This window comes from Streptomyces sp. NPDC052064, from assembly GCF_055585925.1.
In genome coordinates, this window is sequence record NZ_JBVJJE010000006.1 from 367,296 (window position 1) to 389,935 (window position 22,640).

Genomic DNA, 22,640 nt, shown 5'->3' on the forward strand with positions numbered 1-22,640 from the left:
GAGCGACCATGACTTGGCTGATCACCGGCGGGGCCGGCTACATCGGGGCCCACGTGGCCAGGGCCATGAACGAGGCCGGGGAGCGGGTCCTCGCCCTGGACGACCTCTCGGCCGGGGTGCCCGCGCGGCTCCCGGCGGGCGTACCGCTCGTCGAGGGCTCGTCGCTCGACGGTGACCTGCTGAAACGAGTGTTCGCCGAGCACGGCGTGACGGGTGTGGTGCATCTCGCGGCGCGCAAGCAGGTCGCCGAGTCCGTCGCGCAGCCGACGCGGTACTACCGGGAGAACGTCGGCGGTCTGGTGACGCTCCTGGACGCGGTCGCCGGGGCCGGGATCGAGCGGTTCGTGTTCTCCTCGTCGGCGGCGGTGTACGGCGATCCGGGGGTGGACCTCATCACGGAGGACACGCCCTGTGCGCCGGTCAACCCGTACGGCGAGACCAAGCTCGCCGGGGAGTGGCTGGTGCGGGCGGCGGGCCGGGCGCACGGGATCTCCACCGTATGTCTGCGCTATTTCAACGTGGCGGGCGCGGCCGCGCCGGAGCTGGCCGACACGGGCGTCTTCAATATCGTCCCGATGGTCTTCGACCGGCTGACGCGCGACGAGGCGCCCAGGATCTTCGGTGCCGACTACCCGACCCCGGACGGCACCTGCATCCGTGACTACATTCACGTCGCCGATCTGGCCGAGGCGCATCTCGCGGCGGCCCGCCGGCTCGCCGGCGGGGGCGTCACGGGTGATCTGACGGTCAACATCGGCCGGGGCGAGGGCGTCTCGGTGCGCGAACTCATCACGGTCATCGGCGAGGTCACCGGCGACCGCCGGCCACCGCTCGTCGAGGGCCGCCGCCCCGGGGACGCGCCGCGGGCGGTCGCCTCGGCGTCGCGGGCGGCGAGGGAACTCGGGTGGACCGCGCGGCGCGGGGTGCGCGAGATGACCGAGTCGGCATGGCGGGGCTGGCTCCTGCACCACGGCTCCTGAGCCACTGAGGGTGCCCTGACCTGCACATCGTTTCCGCAGGTCAGGGCACATGACAACGGTGTTCAGTGCCGCGTTGCACATACCCCCTCCCCGTAGTTCACTGGGGCCCGGGAACGATCGGACCGACACTCGGACGGACACAGGAGGGCGGCTTTCATGGGGGCTGGGCACGATCACGGGCACGCGCACGGCGCGTCCGCCGGCGGTACGGCGACCTCGGCGTACCGCGGCAGGCTGCGGGTCGCGCTGGCGATCACGCTCGGCGTGGTGGTCGTCCAGATCGTCGGCGGGGTGCTCGCCGACTCGCTCGCGCTCGTCGCGGACTCGGCACACATGGCGACGGACGCGCTGGGCCTGGGCATGGCGCTGCTCGCGATCCACTTCGCGAACCGCCCGCCCAGCGACCGGGCCACCTTCGGCTACGCCCGCGCCGAGATACTCGCCGCCCTGGCCAACTGTCTGCTGCTGCTCGGGGTCGGCGGGTACGTCCTGTACGAGTCGGTCCAGCGCTTCGTCACACCGGCGGACACGGAGGGCCACCTCGCTGTCGTGTTCGGCGCCATCGGCCTGGTCGCGAACATGGTGTCGCTGGCGCTGCTGATGCGCGGCCAGAAGGAGAGCCTGAACGTGCGCGGCGCCTTCCTGGAGGTGGCGGCGGACGCCCTGGGTTCGGTCACGGTGATCGTCTCGGCCCTGGTGATCATGCTCACCGGCTGGCAGGCCGCCGACCCGATCGCCTCCCTCGTCATCGCGCTGATGATCGTGCCGCGCACGGTGAAGCTGCTGCGCGAGACCCTGAACGTCCTGCTGGAGGCGGCGCCCAAGGGCGTCGACATGGCGGAGGTGCGGGCCCACATCCTGGCGACCGACGGGGTGGAGGACGTCCACGACCTGCACGCGTGGACGATCACCTCCGGCATGCCGGTGCTGTCGGCGCACGTGGTCGTCAGCTCGGACGTGCTGAGCGCGACGGGCCACGAGAAGATGCTCCACGAGCTCCAGGACTGTCTCGGCGGCCACTTCGACGTGGAGCACTGCACCTTCCAGCTGGAGCCGGGCGGGCACCGGGAGCACGAGGCACACCTCTGTCACTGAGGCGTCCGCTTCTGAGGCGTCTGGGGCTGATGGCGCTGGTGGGGCGCATTGCGCTGGGAGTGCGCCGGGGAAGCCGGCCCTCCGGCGCGCGCCCGCGTGCTGGCTCTCACCGCACCGGCGGGGACGATTTTCGACCCACCGTGCCGGGCACGATCACCTACTGGGTCCCTCTTCCGGGGCCGAGCGGCGCCGTCCGCGTTCCGCGCCGCCGCGCGGGACATGCGGGCGCGTCGCGAAGTGCCGGGAGTGCCGGATTCGTACGGCAGACTTGGGGCGCGAAGACCGATGTGAAGGATGGGTATGCCGATCACACCTGCCACCGCGACGCACAACCCGTCGAACGGCACCGCAGACGCGATTTTGCTGGAACTGGTCGACGAGGACGGCGTGGCGATCGGCACCGCGGAGAAGCTCGCCGCCCACCAGCCGCCCGGGCAACTGCACCGCGCGTTCTCCGTGTTCCTCTTCGACGAGTACGGCCGGCTGCTGCTCCAGCAGCGGGCGCTGGGCAAGTACCACTCCCCCGGCGTGTGGTCGAACACCTGCTGCGGCCACCCCTACCCCGGTGAGTCACCCTTCGCGGCGGCGGCGCGGCGGACCTTCGAGGAGCTCGGCGCCTCCCCGTCCCTGCTGGCCGAGGCGGGCACCGTCCGCTACAACCACCCGGACCCGGAGTCGGGGCTGGTGGAGCAGGAGTACAACCACCTCTTCGTCGGGATGGTGCAGGCCGTGCTGCGGCCGGATCCGGAGGAGGTGGCGTCGACGGCGTTCGTGACGCCGCCCGAGCTGGCGGAGCGACATGCCAAGGACACCTTTTCGTCCTGGTTCATGACCGTCCTGGACGCGGCCCGGCCGGCGATCAGGGAGCTGACCGGCACGTCGGCCGGCTGGTGACGACGGCCTGAGGGCGGGGACTAGGCGAAGCGCACGGGTTTGAGCGGCACGGTGACCCAGATCACCTTGCCGCCGCTCGCGGTGTAGTCGACCTCGCACACCCCGCCCGCCTCCCCGGTGATCTCGCGCACCAGCAGCAGCCCGCGACCGCCGGTCCGGCCGTGGTCGGTCTCCAGCGCGGTCGGCCGGTACGGGTGGTTGTCCTCCACGGACACGCGCAGCCACTCGGCACCGACGGCCAGCTCGACGGCGATGGTCGGCGAGAGCACCGCCGCGTGCTTCACGGCGTTCGTCACCAGCTCCGAGACGATCAGCAGCAGCCCCTGGGCCAGATCGTCCGAGACGGGCACCCCCTGACGCAGCAGCAGGTCCCGTACGGCGTGCCGCGCCTGCGGCACCGAGGCGTCGACCGCCGGTGCGGTGAACCGCCAGACGCCTTCGTACGGCAGTGGATCCGCTGGCCCGGGGCCGAGAGGCGCCGCGCCGCCCTCTGGGCGCGGACCGAACCCACGCCCGTCGTCGTCCATCGTCCGGTCGCCACCCTCGCGCTCGATTGTCGCCACACCTCGAGTGTTGGTAACGATGCGCTCCCTACCCCATGACTGACCAGAAGTCAGCGAGTATCGAACGTTTCTGACCGTTGGCGTATGACACGGTCAGTTGTGGGACTGATCCTGTCCCTGTTGTGCCATCTCGGCGAACTATTCGGGTTGTACGGGTTTGGCGTGCGGATAGCATCCGGCTCATGGAGCCGCAGCTGCTGTACAGCGTGACCGACTCGGTCGCGACGGTCGTCATCCGCCATCCCGAGAAGCGCAACGCCATGACGGCCGCGATGTGGCGCTCCCTGCCGCCTCTGCTGGAAGGGCCGGCGGGTGATCCGGCCGTGCGGGCGCTGGTGCTCACCGGCGAGGGCGGGACGTTCTGCGCCGGGGCCGACATCTCGACGCTGCGTGGATCGCCGGAAGAGGCGCAGCGGCTGGCCGTGGAGGCCGAGGAGGCGCTCGCCGCGTTCCCGAAGCCGACGCTGGCGGCGGTGCGCGGGCACTGCGTGGGCGGCGGGGCGCAACTGGCGGCGGCCTGTGATCTGCGGTTCACCGAGGAGGGGGCGCTGTTCGGTGTGACGCCCGCGAAGCTCGGCATCGTCTATCCGGCGTCCTCGACCAGGCGGCTGGTGTCCCTGGTCGGGCCGGCCGCCGCCAAGTACCTGCTCTTCTCCGGCGAACTGATCGACGCGGAGCGGGCGCTGCGCACCGGACTGGCCGACGAGGTGCTGCCCGAGGGTGAACTGGGCAAGCGGGTCGCCGAGTTCACCCGGGTCCTGGTGTCCCGTTCGCAGCTGACGCAGGCCGCGGCCAAGGAGTTCGCGAACGGGCGCACGGACCGCGACGCCCACTGGGCCGCGCGGGCACGCGAGAGCGCCGACACCGCGGAGGGCGTCGCCGCGTTCCTGGAGCGCAGGCAGCCGCGGTTCGGCTGGAGTGTGCCTGCGTCAGGATGACGTCGGCCGATCCGGCCGGGCAGGGTCAGCCCCTGACGCCGAGGCTCTTCAGGCACTCGAAGAGGACGGCGAGAACGTGCGCCGGCGGGTGCGACCGCAGAGGGCATACCAAGCGGTTGGTAATCTGCCCGGCATGACGACTGCCGCCCTCTCGCCGCTCGCCGGCCGACGCTGCCAGAACGTGCTCAACTCTCTGCACGCGACGCACTACTTCTCGCCGGATCTGGGGCGGGAACTGAGTGCTGCCGGGATAACCCATCCCCACGCCGTGAACTTCGCCGTGCGGGCCGCAGCCCTCGGACCGGTCGGGGCCGGAGCGGTGGCGGCGGCCTTCTACAACTACAAGTACGAGCTCGTGGCCCGGCATGTGCCGGCGGTGTGGGAGACCGCGACGCCCGGCCAGGTGCTGGCGGCACGCGCGCGTGCGGTCGACGCGACGCTGCGCCGCCTGCTCGGCGAGGAGGCCCTGGCGTCGGCCGAGATGGCCGAGGCCGCGCGGCTCGCGCTGCGCGCCGCCGAAGCCTGCTCGCGCGGGGCGCGGCCGCTGTACGCCGCCCATGCCGACCTGCCCGTCCCCGAGGAGCCGCACCTCGCGTACTGGCATGCGGCGACCCTGCTGCGCGAGCACCGGGGAGACGGGCATCTGGCCGTGCTGCTGTCCGCTGGGCTGGACGGACTGGAGGCCATGGTGACCCACACCGCGACGGGCAAGGGCATGACACCGAAGTGGGTGTTCAGCACCCGTGGCTGGAGCCAGGAGGACTGGGACGCGGCGACGGACCGGCTGTGTGAGCGCGGGCTGCTGGACGCGGCCGGCGAGCTCACCGAGCGCGGTGTCGCCCTGCGTGAGGAGATCGAGCAGGAGACGGACCGCCTGGACCGGGCACCGTACGAGCACCTGGGCCCGGAGGGGGTGGCCCGGCTGACCGAGCTGGGGGCGGTGTTCGCGCAGGCGGCACTCGCGGCCGGGGCCTATCCGGCGGATCTCCTCGGCAAGCGCTGATCGGGGCTCGTGGAAGCGGCCGCGCCCCTCGGCTGTGCGCCATGCCGGGCACATGCGTTCGGCCGTGACGCATGGTGAGGCCTTGGCGAGGTACCCGTTCCCTCCCGGCCGCTGCGGTCGGGAGAGGAGAAAGGGGAATTACGTGTTCCGTGCCATTGCAGACGTCCTGCGCCAGATCGGCGGTGCCATCGCCACCGTCGTGACGCTGCCCTTCCGGGCCCTGGCCCGGCTCTTCGGCGGGGCCTCGTCCTCCACCCGCAGCCACAGGGTCTGACAGGAACCCTCCCGACCTGCCGAGGTGCCGCCCTGACCCCCGAGTGTCGGTGTCACCTGCCACAATTGCCGCGCAACCTCAGTGGATAGGCGGTACGGGATCGTGACGACACCCGGGTCCCTCGAAGTAGGGTCCATCGAAGGCAGGATCGCCGAGGAGCTCGGCGTACGGGAGCGGCAGGTCAGGGCTGCCGTGGAGCTGCTCGACAGCGGTTCTACGGTGCCCTTCATCGCCCGCTACCGCAAGGAAGCGACCGAGATGCTCGACGATGCGCAGCTGCGCACCGTCGAGGAGCGGCTGCGCTATCTGCGGGAGCTGGAGGAGCGCCGGACCGCGATCCTGGAGTCGGTGCGCGAGCAGGGCAAGCTCACCGAGGAGCTGGAGGCACGGATCCGGGGCGCGGAGACCAAGGCGCGCCTGGAGGACATCTACCTCCCGTTCAAGCCCAAGCGGCGCACCAAGGCGCAGATCGCCCGTGAGGCCGGTCTCGAGCCGCTGGCGGAGGGGCTGCTCGGCGATCCGTCCGTCGAGCCCCTCGCCGCGGCCGCCGCGTTCGTCGACGCCGACAAGGGCGTGGCCGATCCGCAGGCGGCCCTCGACGGCGCCCGGGCCATCCTCACCGAGCGGTTCTCGGAGGACGCCGACCTGATCGGCGAGCTGCGCGAGCGCATGTGGGTGCGCGGGCGGCTGGCCGCCAAGGTGCGGGACGGCAAGGAGGAGGCGGGCGCGAAGTTCGCCGACTACTTCGACTTCGCCGAGGCGTTCACCGAGCTGCCCTCGCACCGCATCCTGGCGATGCTGCGCGGTGAGAAGGAGGAGGTCCTCGACCTCGTCCTGGAGCCGGAGGAGCCGACCGACGGCCGCTCGTCGTACGAAGGAACCGTCGCGCACCGGTTCGGGATCGCCGACCGGGGCCGACCCGGTGACAAGTGGCTGCTGGACACGGTCCGTTGGGCCTGGCGCACCCGCATCCTGGTGCACCTCGGCATCGACCTGCGGCTGCGGCTGCGCACGGCCGCCGAGGACGAGGCCGTGCGGGTCTTCGCGGCCAACCTGCGCGATCTGCTGCTCGCCGCCCCGGCGGGCACGCGCGCGACGCTCGGCCTCGACCCCGGTTTCCGTACGGGCGTGAAGGTCGCCGTGGTCGACGCCACCGGCAAGGTCGTCGCCACCGACGTCATCCACCCCCACGTCCCGGCCAACCGGTGGGACGAGGCCATCGCCAAGCTGGCCCGGCTCGCGAAGGAGCACGCGGTCGAGCTGATCGCCATCGGCAACGGGACGGCGTCCCGCGAGACCGACAAGCTCGCCGGAGAGCTGATCACCAAGCACCCGGAGCTGCAGCTCACGAAGGTGATGGTGTCCGAGGCCGGCGCGTCCGTGTACTCGGCGTCCGCCTTCGCCTCGCAGGAGCTGCCCGACATGGACGTGTCGCTGCGCGGCGCCGTGTCGATCGCCCGGCGGCTCCAGGACCCGCTGGCCGAGCTGGTGAAGATCGACCCGAAGTCGATCGGTGTCGGCCAGTACCAGCACGACCTGTCCGAGGTGAAGCTGTCGCGTTCGCTGGACGCGGTGGTGGAGGACTGTGTGAACGGCGTGGGCGTGGACGTCAACACGGCGTCGGCCCCGCTGCTCGCCCGGGTCTCCGGCATCACCTCCGGGCTCGCCGAGAACATCGTGGCGCACCGGGACTCCAACGGGCCCTTCACGTCCCGTGGTGAGCTGAAGAAGGTGGCGCGGCTGGGCCCGAAGGCGTACGAGCAGTGCGCGGGCTTCCTGCGGATCCGCGGCGGTGACGACCCGCTGGACGCGTCCAGCGTGCACCCGGAGGCGTACCCGGTCGTCCGGCGCATGGTGAAGACCGCCGGGCAGGAGGTCGCGGGCCTCATCGGCAACACCGGGGTGCTGCGCTCGCTGAAGCCGCAGGACTTCGTGGACGAGACGTTCGGTCTGCCGACGGTCACCGACATCCTCAAGGAGCTGGAGAAGCCCGGCCGCGACCCCCGTCCGGCCTTCAAGACGGCCGCCTTCAAGGAGGGCGTGGAGAAGATCTCCGACCTGTCCTCCGGGATGATCCTGGAGGGCGTCGTGACGAACGTCGCCGCGTTCGGCGCGTTCGTGGACGTCGGTGTCCACCAGGACGGTCTGGTGCATGTCTCCGCGATGTCGAAGACGTTCGTCAAGGACCCGCGGGACGTGGTGAAGCCCGGGGACATCGTCAAGGTGAAGGTCCTCGACGTCGACATCCCGCGCAAGCGGATCTCGCTGACGCTGCGCCTGGACGACGAGGCGGCCCCGCAGGGGCAGGGCGGCGGCTCCGGCGAGCGCCGGCAGCGGGGCGGGCGTCCGCCGCAGCAGCGGCAGGGTGGCGCCGCCGGGCGCCGTGGGGGCGGTGGCGGTTCACGTCAGGCGCCTCCGCCCGCCAACGGTGCGATGGCCGACGCGTTGCGCCGGGCCGGTCTTGTCGACCCGGGGAAGGGTCGCCGCTGACGGCTCCGCCGGGGGGGCGTGGGGAGCTGCGGGTCCATTGGGGCTGGTCGCGCAGTTCCCCGCGCCCCTGTGAAGAGGCGCTTCGCGCCCTTCACGGCCTAGGGTGGCAGGTATGTCTGCTTCGCGTGCCATCACCTGGGAAGTGTCCGCCAGCCGGGGGCTCGAGACCGCCTGGGTCCAGCTCGAGGGCGTCGTGATGCGGGCGCGCGGGCGGGCTGTCGGGACCGTCCCCGAGCCGTACTGGGTCTCGTACGAGCTCGAAACCGCTGAAGGGTTCGTGACCCGGCGGCTGAGCGTCACGGTGGAGACAGAGGCGGAGGACCGCGTCCTCGATCTGCGACACGACGGTCATGGCAGGTGGACCGCGGACGGTGAGCCGCTGCCCGGCGTCGACGGCGCCCTCGACTGCGACCTGGGGCTGTGCCCCCTCACCAACACCATGCCGGTGCTCCGGCACGGGCTCCATCAGGCGCCCGGTGAGCGCGAGTTCCTGATGGCCTGGGTGTCGGTGCCGGATCTGACGGTGCGGCCGTCCCGGCAGGTCTACACGCATCTCGGACCCGGTCGGGTCCGGTACGCATCCGGCGACTTCCGCAGCGAGCTGGAGTTCGACGAGGAGGGGTACGTCGTGGAGTACCCCTCGCTGGCCAACCGTCTGACGGCTCGTTAGCGCTCGGTCACCTTGCCGTCCGCCACCTCCAGGCGGCGGGTGACGTGTACGGCGTCGAGCATGCGGCGGTCGTGGGTGACCAGCAGGAGCGTGCCCTCGTAGGAGTCGAGGGCCGACTCCAACTGCTCGATGGCGGGCAGGTCGAGGTGGTTGGTCGGCTCGTCGAGGACCAGGAGGTTGACGCCGCGGCCCTGGAGCAGTGCCAGGGCCGCTCTGGTACGCTCGCCCGGGGAGAGGGTCGCCGCAGGGCGCAGGACGTGGTCCGACTTGAGGCCGAACTTGGCCAGGAGGGTGCGGACCTCGGCCGGTTCGGTGTCCGGGACGGCCGCGCGGAAGGCGTCCATCAGGGGCTCTTGGCCGTGGAACAGCTTGCGGGCCTGGTCGACCTCGCCGAGCAGGACGCCCGAGCCGAGAGCCGCGTGCCCGGCGTCGAGCGGGACACGGCCGAGCAGGGCGGCGAGCAGGGTGGACTTGCCGGCGCCGTTCGCGCCCGTCACCGCCACCCGGTCCGCCCAGTCGATCTGGAGGGACACCGGGCCGAGAACGAAGCCGCCGCGACGCACTTCGGCGTCCCGCAGGGTCGCCACGACGGCGCCCGAGCGCGGGGCCGACGCGATCTCCATGCGCAGCTCCCACTCCTTGCGAGGCTCCTCGACGACGTCCAGCCGCTCGATCATGCGCTGGGTCTGCCGGGCCTTCGCGGCCTGCTTCTCGCTGGCCTCGCTGCGGAACTTGCGGCCGATCTTGTCGTTGTCGTTGCCCGCCTTGCGGCGCGCGTTCTTCACGCCCTTGTCCATCCAGGAGCGCTGCATCTGAGCCCGGTCCTGGAGGGCCGACTTCTTGTCGGCGTACTCCTCGAACTCGTCGCGGGCGTGCCTGCGCGCGACCTCCCGCTCCTCCAGGTAGGCGTCGTAACCGCCGCCGTAGAGGTTGATCTGTCGCTGGGCCAGGTCGAGTTCGAGGACCTTGGTGACGGTGCGGGTGAGGAACTCGCGGTCGTGGCTGACGACCACCGTTCCGGCGCGCAGGCCGCTCACGAAGCGTTCGAGGCGCTCCAGGCCGTCCAGGTCGAGGTCGTTGGTGGGCTCGTCGAGGAGGAAGACGTCGTAGCGGGACAGGAGCAGGGACGCGAGGCCGGCGCGGGCCGCCTGGCCGCCGGACAGCGATGTCATCGGCTGGTCCAGATCGATCGCGAGGCCCAGGGAGTCGGCGACCTCCTCGGCGCGTTCGTCGAGGTCGGCGCCGCCGAGGCCGAGCCAGCGCTCCAGGCTCGTGGCGTAGGCGTCGTCGGCACCGGGTGCACCGTCGACCAGGGCCTGGGTGGCCTCGTCCATGGTCCGCTGGGCCTCGGCGACGCCGGTGCGTCGGGCCAGGAACGCCCGTACGGTCTCGCCGGGGCGGCGGTCCGGCTCCTGCGGCAGATGGCCGACGGTGGCGGTCGGCGGGGACAGGCGCAGCTCGCCCTGCTCGGGGGCGGTGAGTCCGGCGAGCATCCTGAGCAGGGTGGACTTGCCGGCGCCGTTGGCTCCGACCAGGCCGATCACGTCGCCGGGCGCGACGACGAGGTCGAGGCCGGTGAACAGGGAGCGGTCGCCGTGGCCGGCGGCGAGGTTCTTCGCGACGAGGGTGGCAGTCATCAGACCGCGATCCTAACGGCCGCCCCGGGCGGTCCGCGGACGGGTTTCAGGGGTCGCGGCCGTCACCAGCACGCCGGTGGCGGTGCGCGCCACCAGGAAGGACCGCCCCTGCACCGCCTTGGTGTCGAGGGCGATGCGGTGGCGGCCCGGTTCCAGGACGCCGTCGAAGATCTCGTGGGTGCGGGTACGGGAGAGCCGGTCGAGGCGGTACGCGGTGAGGGTGACCCGACAGGCGGAGGTGACCTCGACGTCGGCCGCGCCGTCGGTGGCGGTCAGGCCGGTGAGGCGGCGCTGCTCCAGCGGGCTGCGGTCCAGGGCGTGTTCGATCTGGGCGACGAGGAGGGGGACGATCGGGGCGAGTCCGTCGACGTAGGCGACCGGGACCCCGGCGTGTGCGAAGGCGCGGCGGACGGCGGCACGTTCCTGCTCGCCGCTCCCGCGGCCGAAGGCGACCGCCCCGTAGCCGCGCAGTTCGTCGGCCGGCACGTGGTCGGCGTCGTGCGCGATGTCGGCGCCGACACCGATGGTGCGCAACGCCGCGGCGAGCTTGGCCAGGACGGCGACGCGAGCGCCGATCAGCAGGACGCGGCGGCGGGTGTCCGGGGCGGAGCCGTTCAGCAGGGCGCTCAGCGCCGCGCGGTACTCGGCGCCGCGGAAGCGGAACGGGCCGATGCCGTGGTAGCCGTTGAGCTCGAGGTCGGCGTGTTCGTCGGTCTGCCAGGCGAAGTCCCGCCAGACGAAGTCCTCGCCGTCCCGGCGGATGACCGCGGTGACGGCGCCGCAGGCCAGGTCCTCGCACTCGGGGCAGCCGTAGACGACGTACCGGCCGCCGGGCAGCGGTGCCGCGCTCTCCAGGAGCAGGCTGCGGACCTGCGCCGTGAAGATCGAGGGGGGCACGTCGGAGGCGAGCGGCGAGACCGCGTCGAGGTCGGAGAGCCGGAACAGCAGCGGGCGTCCGTCGACGATGAAGTCCACGAAGTCCCGGTGGAGCTGGTAACCACCGTCTGTGAGGATTCCGCCGGCCCGCATCGCGGGTGCCAGGCCGAAGGTCGTGTACTCGGCGCACATACTGTGAGTATCCCCACACTGCGCGTGATGTGAGCACGGCGTGACACATTCCGCTACGGTCCGGGCATGGCTGGTGAGCGCGGTGACGAGATCGTGGTGGTCGGTGGCGGGGTGGTCGGGCTGACGACCGCGGTGGTTCTCGCCGAGCGGGGGCGGCGGGTACGGGTGTGGACGCGGGACCCCGTCGAGGCGACCACCTCGGCGGTTGCGGGAGCGCTGTGGTGGCCTTACCGGATCGAGCCGCTCGCGCTGGCGCGGGTGTGGGCGCTGCGGTCGCTGGATGTGTACGAGGAGCTGGCCGCGAGGTCCGGGTCGAGCGGCGTGCGCCTGGTCGACGGGGTACTGGGCGAGACGCGTCTCGACGAGGTCGACGGGTGGCTGACGGAGCGGATGCCGGAGCTGCGGGCGACCACGGCCGGGGAGTACGCGGGGTCGGGGACCCGGGCGCGGTTGCCGCTCATCGACATGCCGGTTCATCTGCCGTGGCTGCGGGAGCGGTTGGTGGCGGCGGGCGGTGTGGTCGAGGCTCGTACAGTGTCCGGGTTCGCGGAGGCCGACGCGCCGGTCGTGATCAACTGCACGGGGCTCGCCGCCCGGGAGCTGGTGCCGGATCCGTCCGTGCGGCCCGTGCGCGGGCAGTTGGTCGTCGTGGAGAACCCGGGGATCGACACCTGGCTGGTCTCCACCGACGCGGCCGGCGAGTACGCGTACATGTTCCCGCAGCCGGGCGGGCTCGTCCTCGGCGGTACGGCGGAGGAGGACGCGTGGTCGCTGGAACCCGACCCCGCGACGGCCGAGGCGATCGTCCGCCGCTGCGCGGCCCTGCGGCCGGAGATCGCCGGGGCGCGCGTCCTGGAACACCGGGTCGGGCTGCGCCCCACCCGGCCGGCGGTCCGCCTGGAGCGCGACACCCTGCCGGACGGCCGGCTCCTGATCCACAACTACGGCCACGGCGGCGCGGGGGTGACGGTGGCCTGGGGGTGCGCGGAGGAGGCGGCTCGGCTGGTCGGCTAGGACCGCCTGCCGTGGGCTGCTTGACCTTGGCTGCTTGACCTTGGCTGCTTGACCTTGGCTGCTTGACCTTGACGCCCCCGGCCGATGGCGGCCGAGGGCGTCGAGGTCAAACGGCTGGGGCGGTCGGGTCAGTGCTTGCCGATCGGGTCTCCCTCCACGTCCGGGCCGCGGCCCGGGCCGACGCGGAACTCGAACTCGCCGTCGTACTTCTTGTGGCCTTCCATGACGGCCATTTCGACGGCCTCGGATCCCATCTGCTCACGCACGATCACCGGGTCGCGGCGAAGGTCGCGCATCAGGGCGATGCACATGAAGATCATCACGATGACGAACGGCGCCGCCGCGAGGATCGTGAGGTTCTGCAGACCGGTCAGCGCGTCGCCCTGGCCGCTGCCGACCAGGAGCATGATCGCGGCCACCGCACCGGTGACCACGCCCCAGAACACCACCACGAACCGGCCCGGTTCGAGCGCGCCCTTCTGCGACAGGGTGCCCATGACGATCGAGGCCGCGTCGGCACCCGAGACGAAGAAGATGCCGACGAGGACCATCACGAGCAGGCTCGTGGCGGTCGCGATGGGGAACTGCTGGAGCACGCCGAAGAGCTGCCCCTCCGGGGTGGCCTCCTTGCCGAGCTGCCCCTGCTCCTGCATCTTCATCGCCGAGCCACCGAAGATCGCGAACCAGATCAGGCTGACGGTGCTGGGCACGAGGATGACACCGCCGACGAACTGGCGGATCGTGCGGCCCCGGCTGATGCGGGCGATGAACATGCCGACGAACGGCGTCCAGGAGATCCACCACGCCCAGTAGAAGACCGTCCAGCTGCTGAGCCAGTCGGCGACGCCCTTGCCGCCGCTCGCCTCGGTCCGGCCGGCCAGCTGGGGCAGGTCGCCGAGGTAGGCGAAGACGGAGGTGGGCAGCAGGTCGAGGACGATGATGGTCGGACCCGCCACGAACACGAACAGGGCGAGCACCAGCGCCAGCACCATGTTGGTGTTGGACAGCCACTGGATGCCCTTCTCCACACCGGAGATCGCGGACGCGACGAAGGCCAGGGTCAGCACCGCGATGATCGTGACGAGCAGCCCGGTGCTCACCTTGTCCATCCACTTCAGCTCCTGCACACCGGAGCCGATCTGGAGCGCGCCGAGTCCCAGGGAGGCGGCCGAGCCGAAGACGGTCGCGATGATCGCGAGGATGTCGATGGCCCGGCCGATGCCGCCGTTGGCGTTCTTCTTGCCGATCAGCGGGGTGAAGACGGCGCTGATGGTCTGCCGGCGGCGCCTGCGGAAGGTGCTGTAGGCGATGGCGAGGCCCACCACGGCGTAGATCGCCCAGGGGTGGAGTGTCCAGTGGAACAGGGTGGTGGCCATGGCCGTCTCCATGCGATCGCCGGAGTCGGCCGGGTTGGATCCCGGCGGAGGCGTGCCGTAGTGCGACAGCGGCTCGCTCACGCCGTAGAACATCAGGCCGATACCCATGCCCGCGCTGAACATCATCGCGACCCAGGACACCGTGCGGAACTCGGGCTCCTCGCCCTCCGCGCCGAGGTGGATTCGGCCGTAGCGGCTGATCGCGAGCCACAGGGCGAACACGACGAAGCCGGAGGCCGCGAGCATGAACGCCCAGCCGCCGTTGTGCATCAGCCCGCCGAGCATGCTGGTGGAGACATCTTCGAGCGAGTCGGTCGCCGCGGCTCCCCAGACCACGAAGGCGAGGGTGAGCACGGCCGTAACCCCGAAGACAATTCGGTCGGTTTTAGGACGTTCCTGACCGGGGAGGCCCGCTTCCGAACCCGGAAGCGCGGCCCCCACTTGGTCGTCGCTCTCACTTGGTCGGTCGTGCGTCACAGGCGGCACCTTTCATCGGGTCGTAGGAGGAACCTAAGTCCTCCGTAACGCCCCTACCACGTGTGGCGCAATTTCACCCCCCTCAACATTGCGTTTCCGGTTTCGCTGCCGTCAGGTGGTACGTACCGCGCTCGTCGAGCAGCAGCGGCACGAGCGCCCGCAGGGGCTGACGCAGGGGGACGAGCGCGCCCTCCGCGTCCCGGCGTACGCGCACACCGTGCAGCGCGAGTTCGTCTCCCACCTCGGCGTACTGCGCGGCCGTGAGCCGGTAGCCGCAGGGCGGGTCCTGGATCACCTCGGCGGGTTCGGGTGCGTCGTTGTCGGCGCCGCCGACGTAGACGGGGCCGGCGGTGGCGTACCCCGCGAGCCGGGCCCTGCCCGTCGCCGCCTCGACCGCACCGCGGCGCTGGTCGGCGTATCCGAACAGGCCCCCCAGCGCGTCCAGTTGAGAGGTCACCCGGCGGCGGTTGTTCAGCGCCTCGTCCGCCTTCTCGGCATCGGTGAGCGGGTCCACGCGACTCTCGATGAGCAGTCCGATCCCGTGTTTGATACCGGACATATTGCGCAAAATGCGCTCCTGGCCGTCTCCCGCGACCTGCTTGATCGGCTCGCCGGTCTCGGGGTCGGTCCAGATGCCGTAGGTGCCGGTCGAGTGGCCTGCCCGCTGCGCCGCGGGGCGGACGTACGCCTCGGAGAGGGTCTTCGCCTCGTCGTGGACCGCCTCGTGGGTGTTGAGGTTGCGCGGCCACAGGTCGAAGAGGTCCTTGTCGTAGTACGGGGGCGTGGCGCCGTACTCGTGCAGGTCGTAGACGAGGTCGGGGCGCTGGTCGCGGATGAGCTCGGCCAGCGCCCGGCCCTCGGCGGTCCGGAGCGCGAGGTGGTCGCGGTTGATGTCCACGCCGTCGCTGTTGCCCCGGGTGCCGGCGGCCCGGCCGTCGGGGTTGGCGGTGGGTACGACGAGGACCGTGGTGCGGTCAAGGAAGCGCCGGGTGCGGCTGTCGCGGGCGTACGCGAGGTCGCGGACAGTGGTCAGACAGGCTTCGCGGCCGGAGGGTTCGTCGCCGTGCTGGCTGCACACGAGCAGCACCTTGTTGGGCGTCGGTCGGGTGCCGATCCGGACCAGTTGGAGCGGGCGGCCCTGCTTCGTCGTACCGAAGCGGGTCATGGAGACGCGGCTGCTCGACCGGTCGACGGCTTTGAGGAAGTCCTGTTCCTCGGGCTGGGTGGTCCAGCGGGCGCCGTTCGTCTGCTCGAAGCCGGTGCGGGGCGGGGAGTCGGTGGCGGCCTGGGCCGGGAGGGCGACCAGGGATGCGGTGACGGCCGCGGCGATCAGGGTCAGGGCGCCGACTCGGGTCGTGCAGCGGGTCACTGGCTTCCCTCCGGGACGCGGTGAGCGGTGTGCGGATCCCGTACGCCGTCCAGGAGCGCGGCGTCGGGCGTGGCGGTCGCGGCGCCCGCGGTGGCGCGGGCGAAGGCGGTGGCCCCGCCGACGAACGGCACGCGAGCCGAGGTGCGGGACAGGTCGACGGTCAGCTTGGGCTTGTCCGCGGGAGGCTCGATGAGGCCCTTGTCGGTGCCCGCGACGATCAGCGCCAGGCGATGGCCCTTGGGGACGACGTGGTCGGTCGCCGCCAGGTCGAGGGTGATCGTGTACCGCTTGCCCGGGGTGAGCGGGGCGCCCTTCAGGTCGGAGGCGTGGTTGCCGAGGTCGGCCCAGCCGCGGCTGACGATCGTGTAGTCGACATCGGCGGTCTTCGCCTTCGTCTCCTTGAAGCAGGAGCTGTCGCCGGTGGTGCTCGCGCCCCAGCAGGTGCGGCCGGTGAGGGTGGTGATGCCCTCGCCCGCGTCGGCGTAGTCGCGGATGGTGGCCGGTCCGATGTCCACGAGGACGGCGGAGAGGTGGGCCGTCGGGGTGGAGGGCGTCGCGGTGACGGTGACCTCGGAGGAGCCGGACAGGCGCAGGTCACGGGTGAGCGGCCGGGTGACGAAACCGGCCTTCTCCGGTGTCGACTTGTCGATCTGCGCGGCCCAGTCGGTCTCGCTCAGCTTCGGGTCGTCGGTCAAGGTCTCGGTGCCATGGCCGCGGTGCAGGCCGAGGGCGCCGACCCCTGCCTGGGAGCCTCGGTCGGGGCGCAGGGTGGCGGCCCGGGTACCGTTCGGCGGCCAGGTCTTCGAGGTGGTCCACTGGTCGGGCCGGCGTTCGATGTCGGCCATGGGTTCGCGGTCGATGCCGTTCTCGTAGCCCATGAGTTCGTGGTCGAACCAGCGGTGGAGGGTGTCGACCCAGGTGGCGCGGCGGAAGTCGAAGGGGTCCACGTGGCCCGTCCGGGAGAGCCAGATCTTGCGCTCGACGCCGTTCTTCGCGAGGGCGTCCCACCACTGTCCGACGTGCTTCATACGCACGTTGAGGTCCTGCACGCCGTGCACGAGGAAGACGCTGGCCTTGACCTTCCGCGCGGCCTTGACGTAGTCGCGCTCGCTCCACAGCGGGGTCCAGTCGCCGGTGCGCGGGGCTCCGTCGACGAGCTTCTGCTGCACGGCGGCGCACTTGGCGCGGGCGTCGGGGCTGTTGACGTAGTCGGACAGCCATTCGGGGCCGGAGTCGTAGAGCGGGGCGCCCTGCTGGAAGTAGTAGTCGTACCAGGAGGAGATGGCGCTGATCGGGACGATGGTCTTCAGGCCCTCGACGCCGGTCGCGGCGACGCCGTTGGCGATGGTGCCGTCCCAGCTCTTGCCGATCATGCCTGTCCTGCCGTTGGTCCAGGCGGCCTTGGCACGGGTGGTGCCGGTGCGGGTCGTGTAGGCCTTGGCCCGGCCGTTGAGCCAGTCGACGACGGCCTTGGCGGACTGGATGTCGGAGCGGCCGCCGACGTCGACACAACCGTCGGAGCGATTGGTTCCGGCCAGGTCGACGCCGACGAAGGCGTAGCCGCGGGGCACGAAGTAGTTGTCGTAGTACAGCGGCATCTGCTTGACGTCGCCGTTCGCGTCGTACGTCTTCTTCTGGCTCTCGTTGCCGCGCCCGCAGCAGGAGTAGTACGGGCTGGCGTCCATGATGACGGGGACCTTGCGGCCCTCCTGTGCGGGTTCGCGGGGGCGGACGATGTCCACGGCGACCCGGTCGGCCGTGCCGTCGCGGTCGCCGTCGAGTCCGGTGTCCACCCAGACGGCCTCACGGATGGCGTGGTCGTACGAGTGGACAGGACGGCTCTCGCGCGGGGCGGCGTCCGCCACGGCGGGGGTGAGCAGTGAGGCCAACAGGGCGGCCGTGGCCGCCGTCGCGAGCGGTCTCCAGGTCGTGAAGCGCGTGCGTTTCGGCATGCGGCGGACGCTACATCGGTGAACTCCTGTTCAGAAGAGGGCAGCTGACGGAGCGGCGTGTCCGGCATGGACCCATGGGTCCGGTGTCTCATGTCGGCCGAATGGCGATCGTGTGACATCAGAGGCCATGGACATGATCAGGGGGACAGGAAGTCAATAAGCTCCGGACAGACTCGGGACCCTACGACTTGGAGTTTTGCGTGCACCGCAGAATCATCGCGCCGGGAGCCCTGGCCGCGGCCGTTCTCCTGCTGGCGATCCCGGCGTCGGCCGCGCCCCACTCCCCCGGCGCACCGGGTATCGGTGACCCCTACTACCCGGCCTACGGCAACGGCGGATACGACGTCTCCCACTACGACCTCAGGCTGAAGTACCAGCCGGCCACGGACGAACTCGAGGGCACGGCGACCCTCGTGGCCCGCACCACGCAGGACCTGTCGAGCTTCAACCTGGACTTCCTGCTGGACGTCGGCGAGGTGCGCGTCAACGGCGCGAAGGCGTCGTTCCGGACGTCGGGCGAACACGAGCTGGAGATCACGCCGAAGAACCCGCTGGCCAAGGGCACGCCCGTCACGGTCGTCGTGCGCTACCGCGGCGTGCCGTCGTCGAAGAAGGCGTACGGCTTCACCAGCTGGCACCGCACGCCGGACGGGGGCGTCGCGGCGAACGAGCCCGAGGCGGCGGCGTGGTGGTTCCCGAGCAACGACCACCCGCTCGACAAGGCCACCTACGACGTGTCCGTGCTGGTCCCGGACGGCACGCAGGCCATCTCGAACGGCACGCTCCAGTCGACGAGTTCACGCCTCGGCTGGACCCGCTGGAACTGGCGCTCCGACAAGCCGCAGACCACGTACCTCGCCACGCTCGCGGTCGGGAAGTTCGACATCACGACCGGCACGACCGAGAGCGGCATTCCGGTCCTCAACGCCTACAGCAAGGACCTGGGCGGCCACGCCGGCGCGGCGCGGGCGAGCATCGAGCGGACCGGGGAGATCGCCGACTGGCTGACCGGTTACTTCGGGCCGTACCCCTACAACGCGCTCGGCGGGTACGTCCCCAACACCACCACCGGGTACGCGCTGGAGACCCAGACCCGGCCGTTCTACAGCCCGCGGCAGTTCGCGAACGGGTCGAGCGTGTCCCTCGTCGTCCATGAGCTGGCGCACCAGTGGTACGGGGACGACGTGTCGCTCAAGCGCTGGAAGGACATCTGGATCAACGAGGGCTTCGCGCGGTACGCGCAGTGGCTGTGGTCCGAGCACGAGGGCGAGGGCACGGCGCAGGAACTCGCCGACTACGTGTACGCCTCGCGCTCTGCCGACGACCCGTTCTGGACGGTGAAGCCCGGGGACCCGGGGCCGGAGAAGCAGTTCGACATCGCGGTGTACGACCGGGGCGCGCTGGCCGTCCAGGCGCTGCGCAACGAGATCGGTGACGAGGCCTTCTTCGCGATCCTCAAGGGCTGGCCGCGGAAGAACGCCCACGGCAACGCGTCGGTCGCCGACTTCCAGAGGTACGCCGAGGAGGTGTCGGGCAAGCCCCTGGCCGCCCTGTTCGACACATGGCTGTACCAGCCGTCGAAGCCGGGGGTGCCGGCGGCTCGGGCCGCGGCGGTTGCGAAGGCCGGCGGGGCGGTGGCGCAGCCGAAGTCGTGGAAGAAGATCGCGGCGACGAACGGTGTGCACGAGCACGCGGGTGCGAACCACGGGGAGCACGGACACCACGGGGAGCACGTGCGCTGACGCGCCGCGGCCCCGCCCCGCGGTCTACGGTGGGCCCATGCGCGCCGGGCGCGTGGGCCCGGCCCGGCGTGGACCGACGGCTGAGCCAAGGAGCCGACGGCTGACACGAAGGAGCCCGGCGTGCGGAACGTGGCGATCATCGAGGCACCGTCCGTACTCGGGCTGCGGCCGACCGGCGTCGAGGAGCTGCCGGACGCGTTGCTCGGGGCCGGGTTGGCCCAAGGGCTGGGTGCGGTGCGTGCGGGGCGGGTCGAACCACCCCCGTACGCCCCGGAGCGGGACCCGGACACCGGGGTCCTGAACCCCGGCGGCATCGCCGCATACTCCACCGCGCTGGCAGACACCGTAGGCGGTGTCCTCGACGACGGCCGGTTCCCCGTCGTCCTGGGCGGCGACTGCAGCGTGCTGCTCGGCAACCTGCTCGCGCTGCGCCGCCGGGGCCGGCACGGGCTGCTGTTCCTCGACGGGCACACCGACTTCTACCAGCCGTCGGCGGAGCCGGCCGGTGAGGTGGCCTCCATGGAACTCGCCCTGGCCACCGGGCGCGGCCCGCGCGTGCTGGCCGACCTGGAGGGCCGGGGCCCGCTGGTGCAGGGCCAGGACGTCGTCGCGCTGGGCTTCCGGGACGCGGAGGAGTCCGCGGGGTACGGGATGCAGCCGCTGCCGTCCGCGCTGCACGCGCTGGAGCTGGACACGGTGCGCGCCCTGGGTGCGGGCGAGGCGGCCCGGCGCGCGGTCGGGCTGCTGACCGGCGACGGCGCGGGCGCCGGGTACTGGATCCACCTCGACGTCGACGTACTGGACGACGCGGTCATGCCCGCCGTCGACTACCGGCTCCCGGACGGGCTGACCTGGCAGGAGCTGGAGACCGTCCTGCGCACGGCGCTGTCCGGCGGCGGTGCCGTCGGCCTCGATGTGGCGATCTTCAACCCCCGTCTGGATCCCGACGGGGCGATCGCGCAGCGCCTCAGCGACTGTCTGGTGCGGGCGTTCGACAGGGATGGCGAGGGCTGAACCGGGGCCGGTCAGTCCCCGTGGTCGTACACCGTCACCGGTATCCCCCGCCGTATCAGCCGCTCCTCGATCAGCGGTTCGACCCGGGACCACTTGCCGCCGGCGAGACCGCAGCCGATACGGGGCATGTGGACGGTCGCGCCCAGTTCACCGGCCCGCTCGGCCAGTGTCCCCAGCGCCGTGTCGATCGCCTCGTAGCGGACGGGGACGCCCTTGCTGCCGGTCCTGGTGCCGCGCTGGCCGATCATGTTGGCCACCCACACGTACGGCTCGACCTGCACGAACCGCACCGCGCCCAGCCCGAAGTCGTTCCCCGCGCGGCCGCGGTGCCACGCCCGGTACGCCGCCTCCGGCTCGGGCCAGCGACGCGATATCGCCAGGACGAAACCCTTGCCCCAGCCCCCGAGGTCGTTGCAGACATGGGCGATGACCTTGACGCCCTTCACCGATGGAACGGTGGCGTCACCCCGGACATACCTGATCCCCGACATGACGCCACCGTAGGCCCTGCCACTGACAGCGGCCCCGGCCCGCTACTTCGTGAGCTGCGACAGCTCCTGGTCGGCCGTCTGCGACACCCGGCGGCGGATGCCGAACCAGCCCGCGACCAGCATGGCCGCGATCAGCGGGATGAGCAGCAGCGTCTTGCGGCCGACCTCCGGGTCGTTCCACATCATGCCGAGGCAGGCCAGCAGGAAGGCGATCGTGGTGATCTCCGTGACCGGGCTGCCGGGGAGGCGGAAGGAGGGCCGGTCGACCAGGCCCGCCTTGGCGCGGCGGACGAAGACCAGGTGGCAGATCATGATGATCACCCAGGTGCTGATGATGCCGAGCGAGGCGACGTTCAGCACGATCTCGAAGGCCTGGGCCGGCACGAGGAAGTTCAGGCCGACACCCAGCACGCACACCGCGCAGGTCAGCAGGATGCCGCCGTAGGGGACCTGGCTGCGGTTCATGAGGGCGGTGAACTTCGGCGCGGAACCGGCCATCGCCATCGAGCGCAGGATGCGGCCCGTGGAGTACAGGCCCGAGTTCAGCGAGGACATCGCGGCCGTGAGGACCACCAGGTTCATCACGTCGCCCGCCGCCGGGACGCCGATCTTCGACAGCACCGTGACGAAGGGGCTCTGGTCGGCCGAGTAGACCGAGCCAGGGAGCAGGAGGGCCAGCAGGACGACCGAGCCGACGTAGAAGAGACCGACCCGCCACATGATCGAGTTCACCGCGCGCGGGACGACCTTCTCCGGCTCGGCGGTCTCGCCCGCGGCGACGCCGACGAGCTCCAGTGCGGCGTACGCGAAGATCACGCCCTGCATGACCAGGACGACGGGCATCATGCCGTGCGGGAAGACGCCGCCGTTGTCCATGATCACGCTCATGCCCGGCGTCTGGCCGCCCACCTCGTGCTGGGTGGCGAGCAGGAAGATGCCGATGAACATGAAGCCGACGAGCGTGGCGACCTTGATGATCGAGAACCAGAACTCCATCTCGCCGAAGATCTTCACCGAGATCAGGTTCACGGCCAGCACGACCGCGAGGGCGGCCAGCGCGAGCACCCACTGCGGGATGTCGGTGAACAGGCTCCAGTAGTGCGTGTAGAGCGCGATCGCGGTGATGTCGGCGATGCCGGTGGTCGACCAGTTCAGGAAATACATCCAGCCGGCGACGTAGGCGCCCTTCTCGCCGAGGAACTCGCGCGCGTACGACACGAAGGAGCCCGAGGAGGGGCGGTAGAGGACGAGCTCGCCGAGGGCTCTGACCACGAAGAAGGCGAAAATGCCGCAGACCAGGTAGGCGATCGCCAGCGCCGGTCCCGCGTCGTGGAGGCGACCGCCGGCGCCGAGGAAGAGGCCGGTGCCGATGGCCCCGCCGATGGCGATCATGTTGACGTGGCGGGCCTTGAGGCCCTTGCTGTAGCCGGCGTCGCCCGCGTCCGCGGGCACCTGGGCCGCATCGGTACGCGGCGTGACCGCAGCCGTGTTCACGGCGTCCTTGCTCACGGGTGGTTCCACTCTCTGGATCGCCCCGGACGTCGTGGGCCCGGGGTCCGTACAGTGCAGTGGCCCGTACCACCCTTGTGACGC

19 protein-coding genes are annotated in these 22,640 nt (G+C 71.3%); 11 read left to right on the forward strand and 8 right to left on the reverse strand.

What is annotated here, in order from left to right; translation table 11 throughout:
* The first annotated feature begins 8 nt into the window (after positions 1 to 8).
* The 3 genes from galE to idi all read left to right on the forward strand — a co-directional run bounded on the left by galE (position 9) and on the right by idi (position 2,969).
* Entirely contained in the window at positions 9 to 980 is a 972-nt protein-coding gene (galE, locus tag ACZ6TU_RS18800) for a UDP-glucose 4-epimerase GalE (protein ID WP_467670640.1), read from the forward strand.
* A 156-nt stretch (positions 981 to 1,136) separates the two neighbouring features.
* A complete protein-coding gene (locus ACZ6TU_RS18805; protein WP_467670638.1) occupies positions 1,137 to 2,075 on the forward strand; it encodes a cation diffusion facilitator family transporter in 939 nt (312 codons plus the stop codon).
* A gap of 300 nt (positions 2,076 to 2,375) precedes the next feature.
* Positions 2,376 to 2,969: an isopentenyl-diphosphate Delta-isomerase gene (gene idi, locus ACZ6TU_RS18810; protein WP_467670636.1), complete on the forward strand. Its 594-nt coding sequence runs from the start codon at positions 2,376 to 2,378 to the stop codon at positions 2,967 to 2,969.
* 20 nt (positions 2,970 to 2,989) lie between these two features.
* Here idi and ACZ6TU_RS18815 read toward each other — a convergent pair whose 3' ends face one another.
* Complete coding sequence (locus tag ACZ6TU_RS18815) at positions 2,990 to 3,496, reverse strand: ATP-binding protein (RefSeq protein ID WP_467671474.1); 507 nt, start codon at positions 3,494 to 3,496, stop codon at positions 2,990 to 2,992.
* Between the two features lie 218 nt (positions 3,497 to 3,714).
* Here ACZ6TU_RS18815 and ACZ6TU_RS18820 point away from each other — a divergent pair, with 218 nt between their 5' ends.
* From ACZ6TU_RS18820 to ACZ6TU_RS18840, 5 genes are all read left to right on the forward strand, one after another.
* On the forward strand, positions 3,715 to 4,470 hold the full coding sequence (locus tag ACZ6TU_RS18820) for an enoyl-CoA hydratase/isomerase family protein (RefSeq protein WP_469549654.1): 756 nt from the start codon (positions 3,715 to 3,717) through the stop codon (positions 4,468 to 4,470).
* Between the two features lie 133 nt (positions 4,471 to 4,603).
* The gene (locus ACZ6TU_RS18825) at positions 4,604 to 5,473 is read left to right on the forward strand and encodes an SCO6745 family protein (protein WP_469549656.1); all 870 of its coding nucleotides are present in this window, start codon (positions 4,604 to 4,606) and stop codon (positions 5,471 to 5,473) included.
* A gap of 142 nt (positions 5,474 to 5,615) precedes the next feature.
* Positions 5,616 to 5,747 carry an LPFR motif small protein gene (locus ACZ6TU_RS18830; protein WP_467670630.1) on the forward strand — a complete coding sequence of 44 codons (132 nt, stop codon included), beginning with the start codon at positions 5,616 to 5,618 and terminating at the stop codon, positions 5,745 to 5,747.
* Between the two features lie 102 nt (positions 5,748 to 5,849).
* Positions 5,850 to 8,237 (forward strand): Tex family protein, encoded by a 2,388-nt coding sequence (locus ACZ6TU_RS18835; protein WP_467670628.1) that lies wholly within the window; start codon positions 5,850 to 5,852, stop codon positions 8,235 to 8,237.
* Between the two features lie 112 nt (positions 8,238 to 8,349).
* The gene (locus ACZ6TU_RS18840) at positions 8,350 to 8,907 is read left to right on the forward strand and encodes a putative glycolipid-binding domain-containing protein (RefSeq protein ID WP_469549659.1); all 558 of its coding nucleotides are present in this window, start codon (positions 8,350 to 8,352) and stop codon (positions 8,905 to 8,907) included.
* Here the strand turns inward: ACZ6TU_RS18840 and ACZ6TU_RS18845 are convergent.
* Both ACZ6TU_RS18845 and ACZ6TU_RS18850 read right to left on the reverse strand, forming a co-directional pair.
* Positions 8,904 to 10,544 (reverse strand): ABC-F family ATP-binding cassette domain-containing protein, encoded by a 1,641-nt coding sequence (locus ACZ6TU_RS18845; protein ID WP_467670624.1) that lies wholly within the window; start codon positions 10,542 to 10,544, stop codon positions 8,904 to 8,906. The genes ACZ6TU_RS18840 and ACZ6TU_RS18845 overlap by 4 nt on opposite strands.
* Before the next feature lie 12 nt (positions 10,545 to 10,556).
* Entirely contained in the window at positions 10,557 to 11,612 is a 1,056-nt protein-coding gene (locus ACZ6TU_RS18850; RefSeq protein WP_467670622.1) for an oxidoreductase, read from the reverse strand.
* Positions 11,613 to 11,678: 66 nt separating this feature from the next.
* Here ACZ6TU_RS18850 and ACZ6TU_RS18855 point away from each other — a divergent pair, with 66 nt between their 5' ends.
* Entirely contained in the window at positions 11,679 to 12,626 is a 948-nt protein-coding gene (locus tag ACZ6TU_RS18855; protein ID WP_467670620.1) for an FAD-dependent oxidoreductase, read from the forward strand.
* Between the two features lie 128 nt (positions 12,627 to 12,754).
* Here the strand turns inward: ACZ6TU_RS18855 and ACZ6TU_RS18860 are convergent, their stop codons facing one another.
* From ACZ6TU_RS18860 to ACZ6TU_RS18870, 3 genes are all read right to left on the reverse strand, one after another.
* Positions 12,755 to 14,443: a BCCT family transporter gene (locus ACZ6TU_RS18860; RefSeq protein ID WP_467671472.1), complete on the reverse strand. Its 1,689-nt coding sequence runs from the start codon at positions 14,441 to 14,443 to the stop codon at positions 12,755 to 12,757.
* Positions 14,444 to 14,561: 118 nt separating this feature from the next.
* Positions 14,562 to 15,848, reverse strand: a complete 1,287-nt coding sequence (locus ACZ6TU_RS18865) for a M14 family metallopeptidase (RefSeq protein WP_469549663.1) — start codon at positions 15,846 to 15,848, stop codon at positions 14,562 to 14,564.
* Positions 15,845 to 17,800: a Xaa-Pro dipeptidyl-peptidase gene (locus ACZ6TU_RS18870; protein WP_469549665.1), complete on the reverse strand. Its 1,956-nt coding sequence runs from the start codon at positions 17,798 to 17,800 to the stop codon at positions 15,845 to 15,847. The genes ACZ6TU_RS18865 and ACZ6TU_RS18870 overlap by 4 nt, the downstream gene beginning before the upstream one ends.
* Positions 17,801 to 18,000: 200 nt before the next feature.
* Here ACZ6TU_RS18870 and ACZ6TU_RS18875 point away from each other — a divergent pair, with 200 nt between their 5' ends.
* A complete protein-coding gene (locus ACZ6TU_RS18875) occupies positions 18,001 to 19,542 on the forward strand; it encodes a M1 family metallopeptidase (RefSeq protein ID WP_469549667.1) in 1,542 nt (513 codons plus the stop codon).
* A gap of 120 nt (positions 19,543 to 19,662) precedes the next feature.
* On the forward strand, positions 19,663 to 20,556 hold the full coding sequence (locus ACZ6TU_RS18880) for an arginase family protein (RefSeq protein WP_467670612.1): 894 nt from the start codon (positions 19,663 to 19,665) through the stop codon (positions 20,554 to 20,556).
* An 11-nt stretch (positions 20,557 to 20,567) separates the two neighbouring features.
* On the opposite strand, the gene ACZ6TU_RS18885 is transcribed toward ACZ6TU_RS18880, so the two are convergent.
* Together ACZ6TU_RS18885 and ACZ6TU_RS18890 are read right to left on the reverse strand one after the other, a co-directional pair.
* Complete coding sequence (locus tag ACZ6TU_RS18885; protein ID WP_467670610.1) at positions 20,568 to 21,047, reverse strand: macro domain-containing protein; 480 nt, start codon at positions 21,045 to 21,047, stop codon at positions 20,568 to 20,570.
* A gap of 42 nt (positions 21,048 to 21,089) precedes the next feature.
* Positions 21,090 to 22,556 carry an amino acid permease gene (locus tag ACZ6TU_RS18890; RefSeq protein WP_467670608.1) on the reverse strand — a complete coding sequence of 489 codons (1,467 nt, stop codon included), beginning with the start codon at positions 22,554 to 22,556 and terminating at the stop codon, positions 21,090 to 21,092.
* Positions 22,557 to 22,640 lie beyond the last annotated feature (84 nt).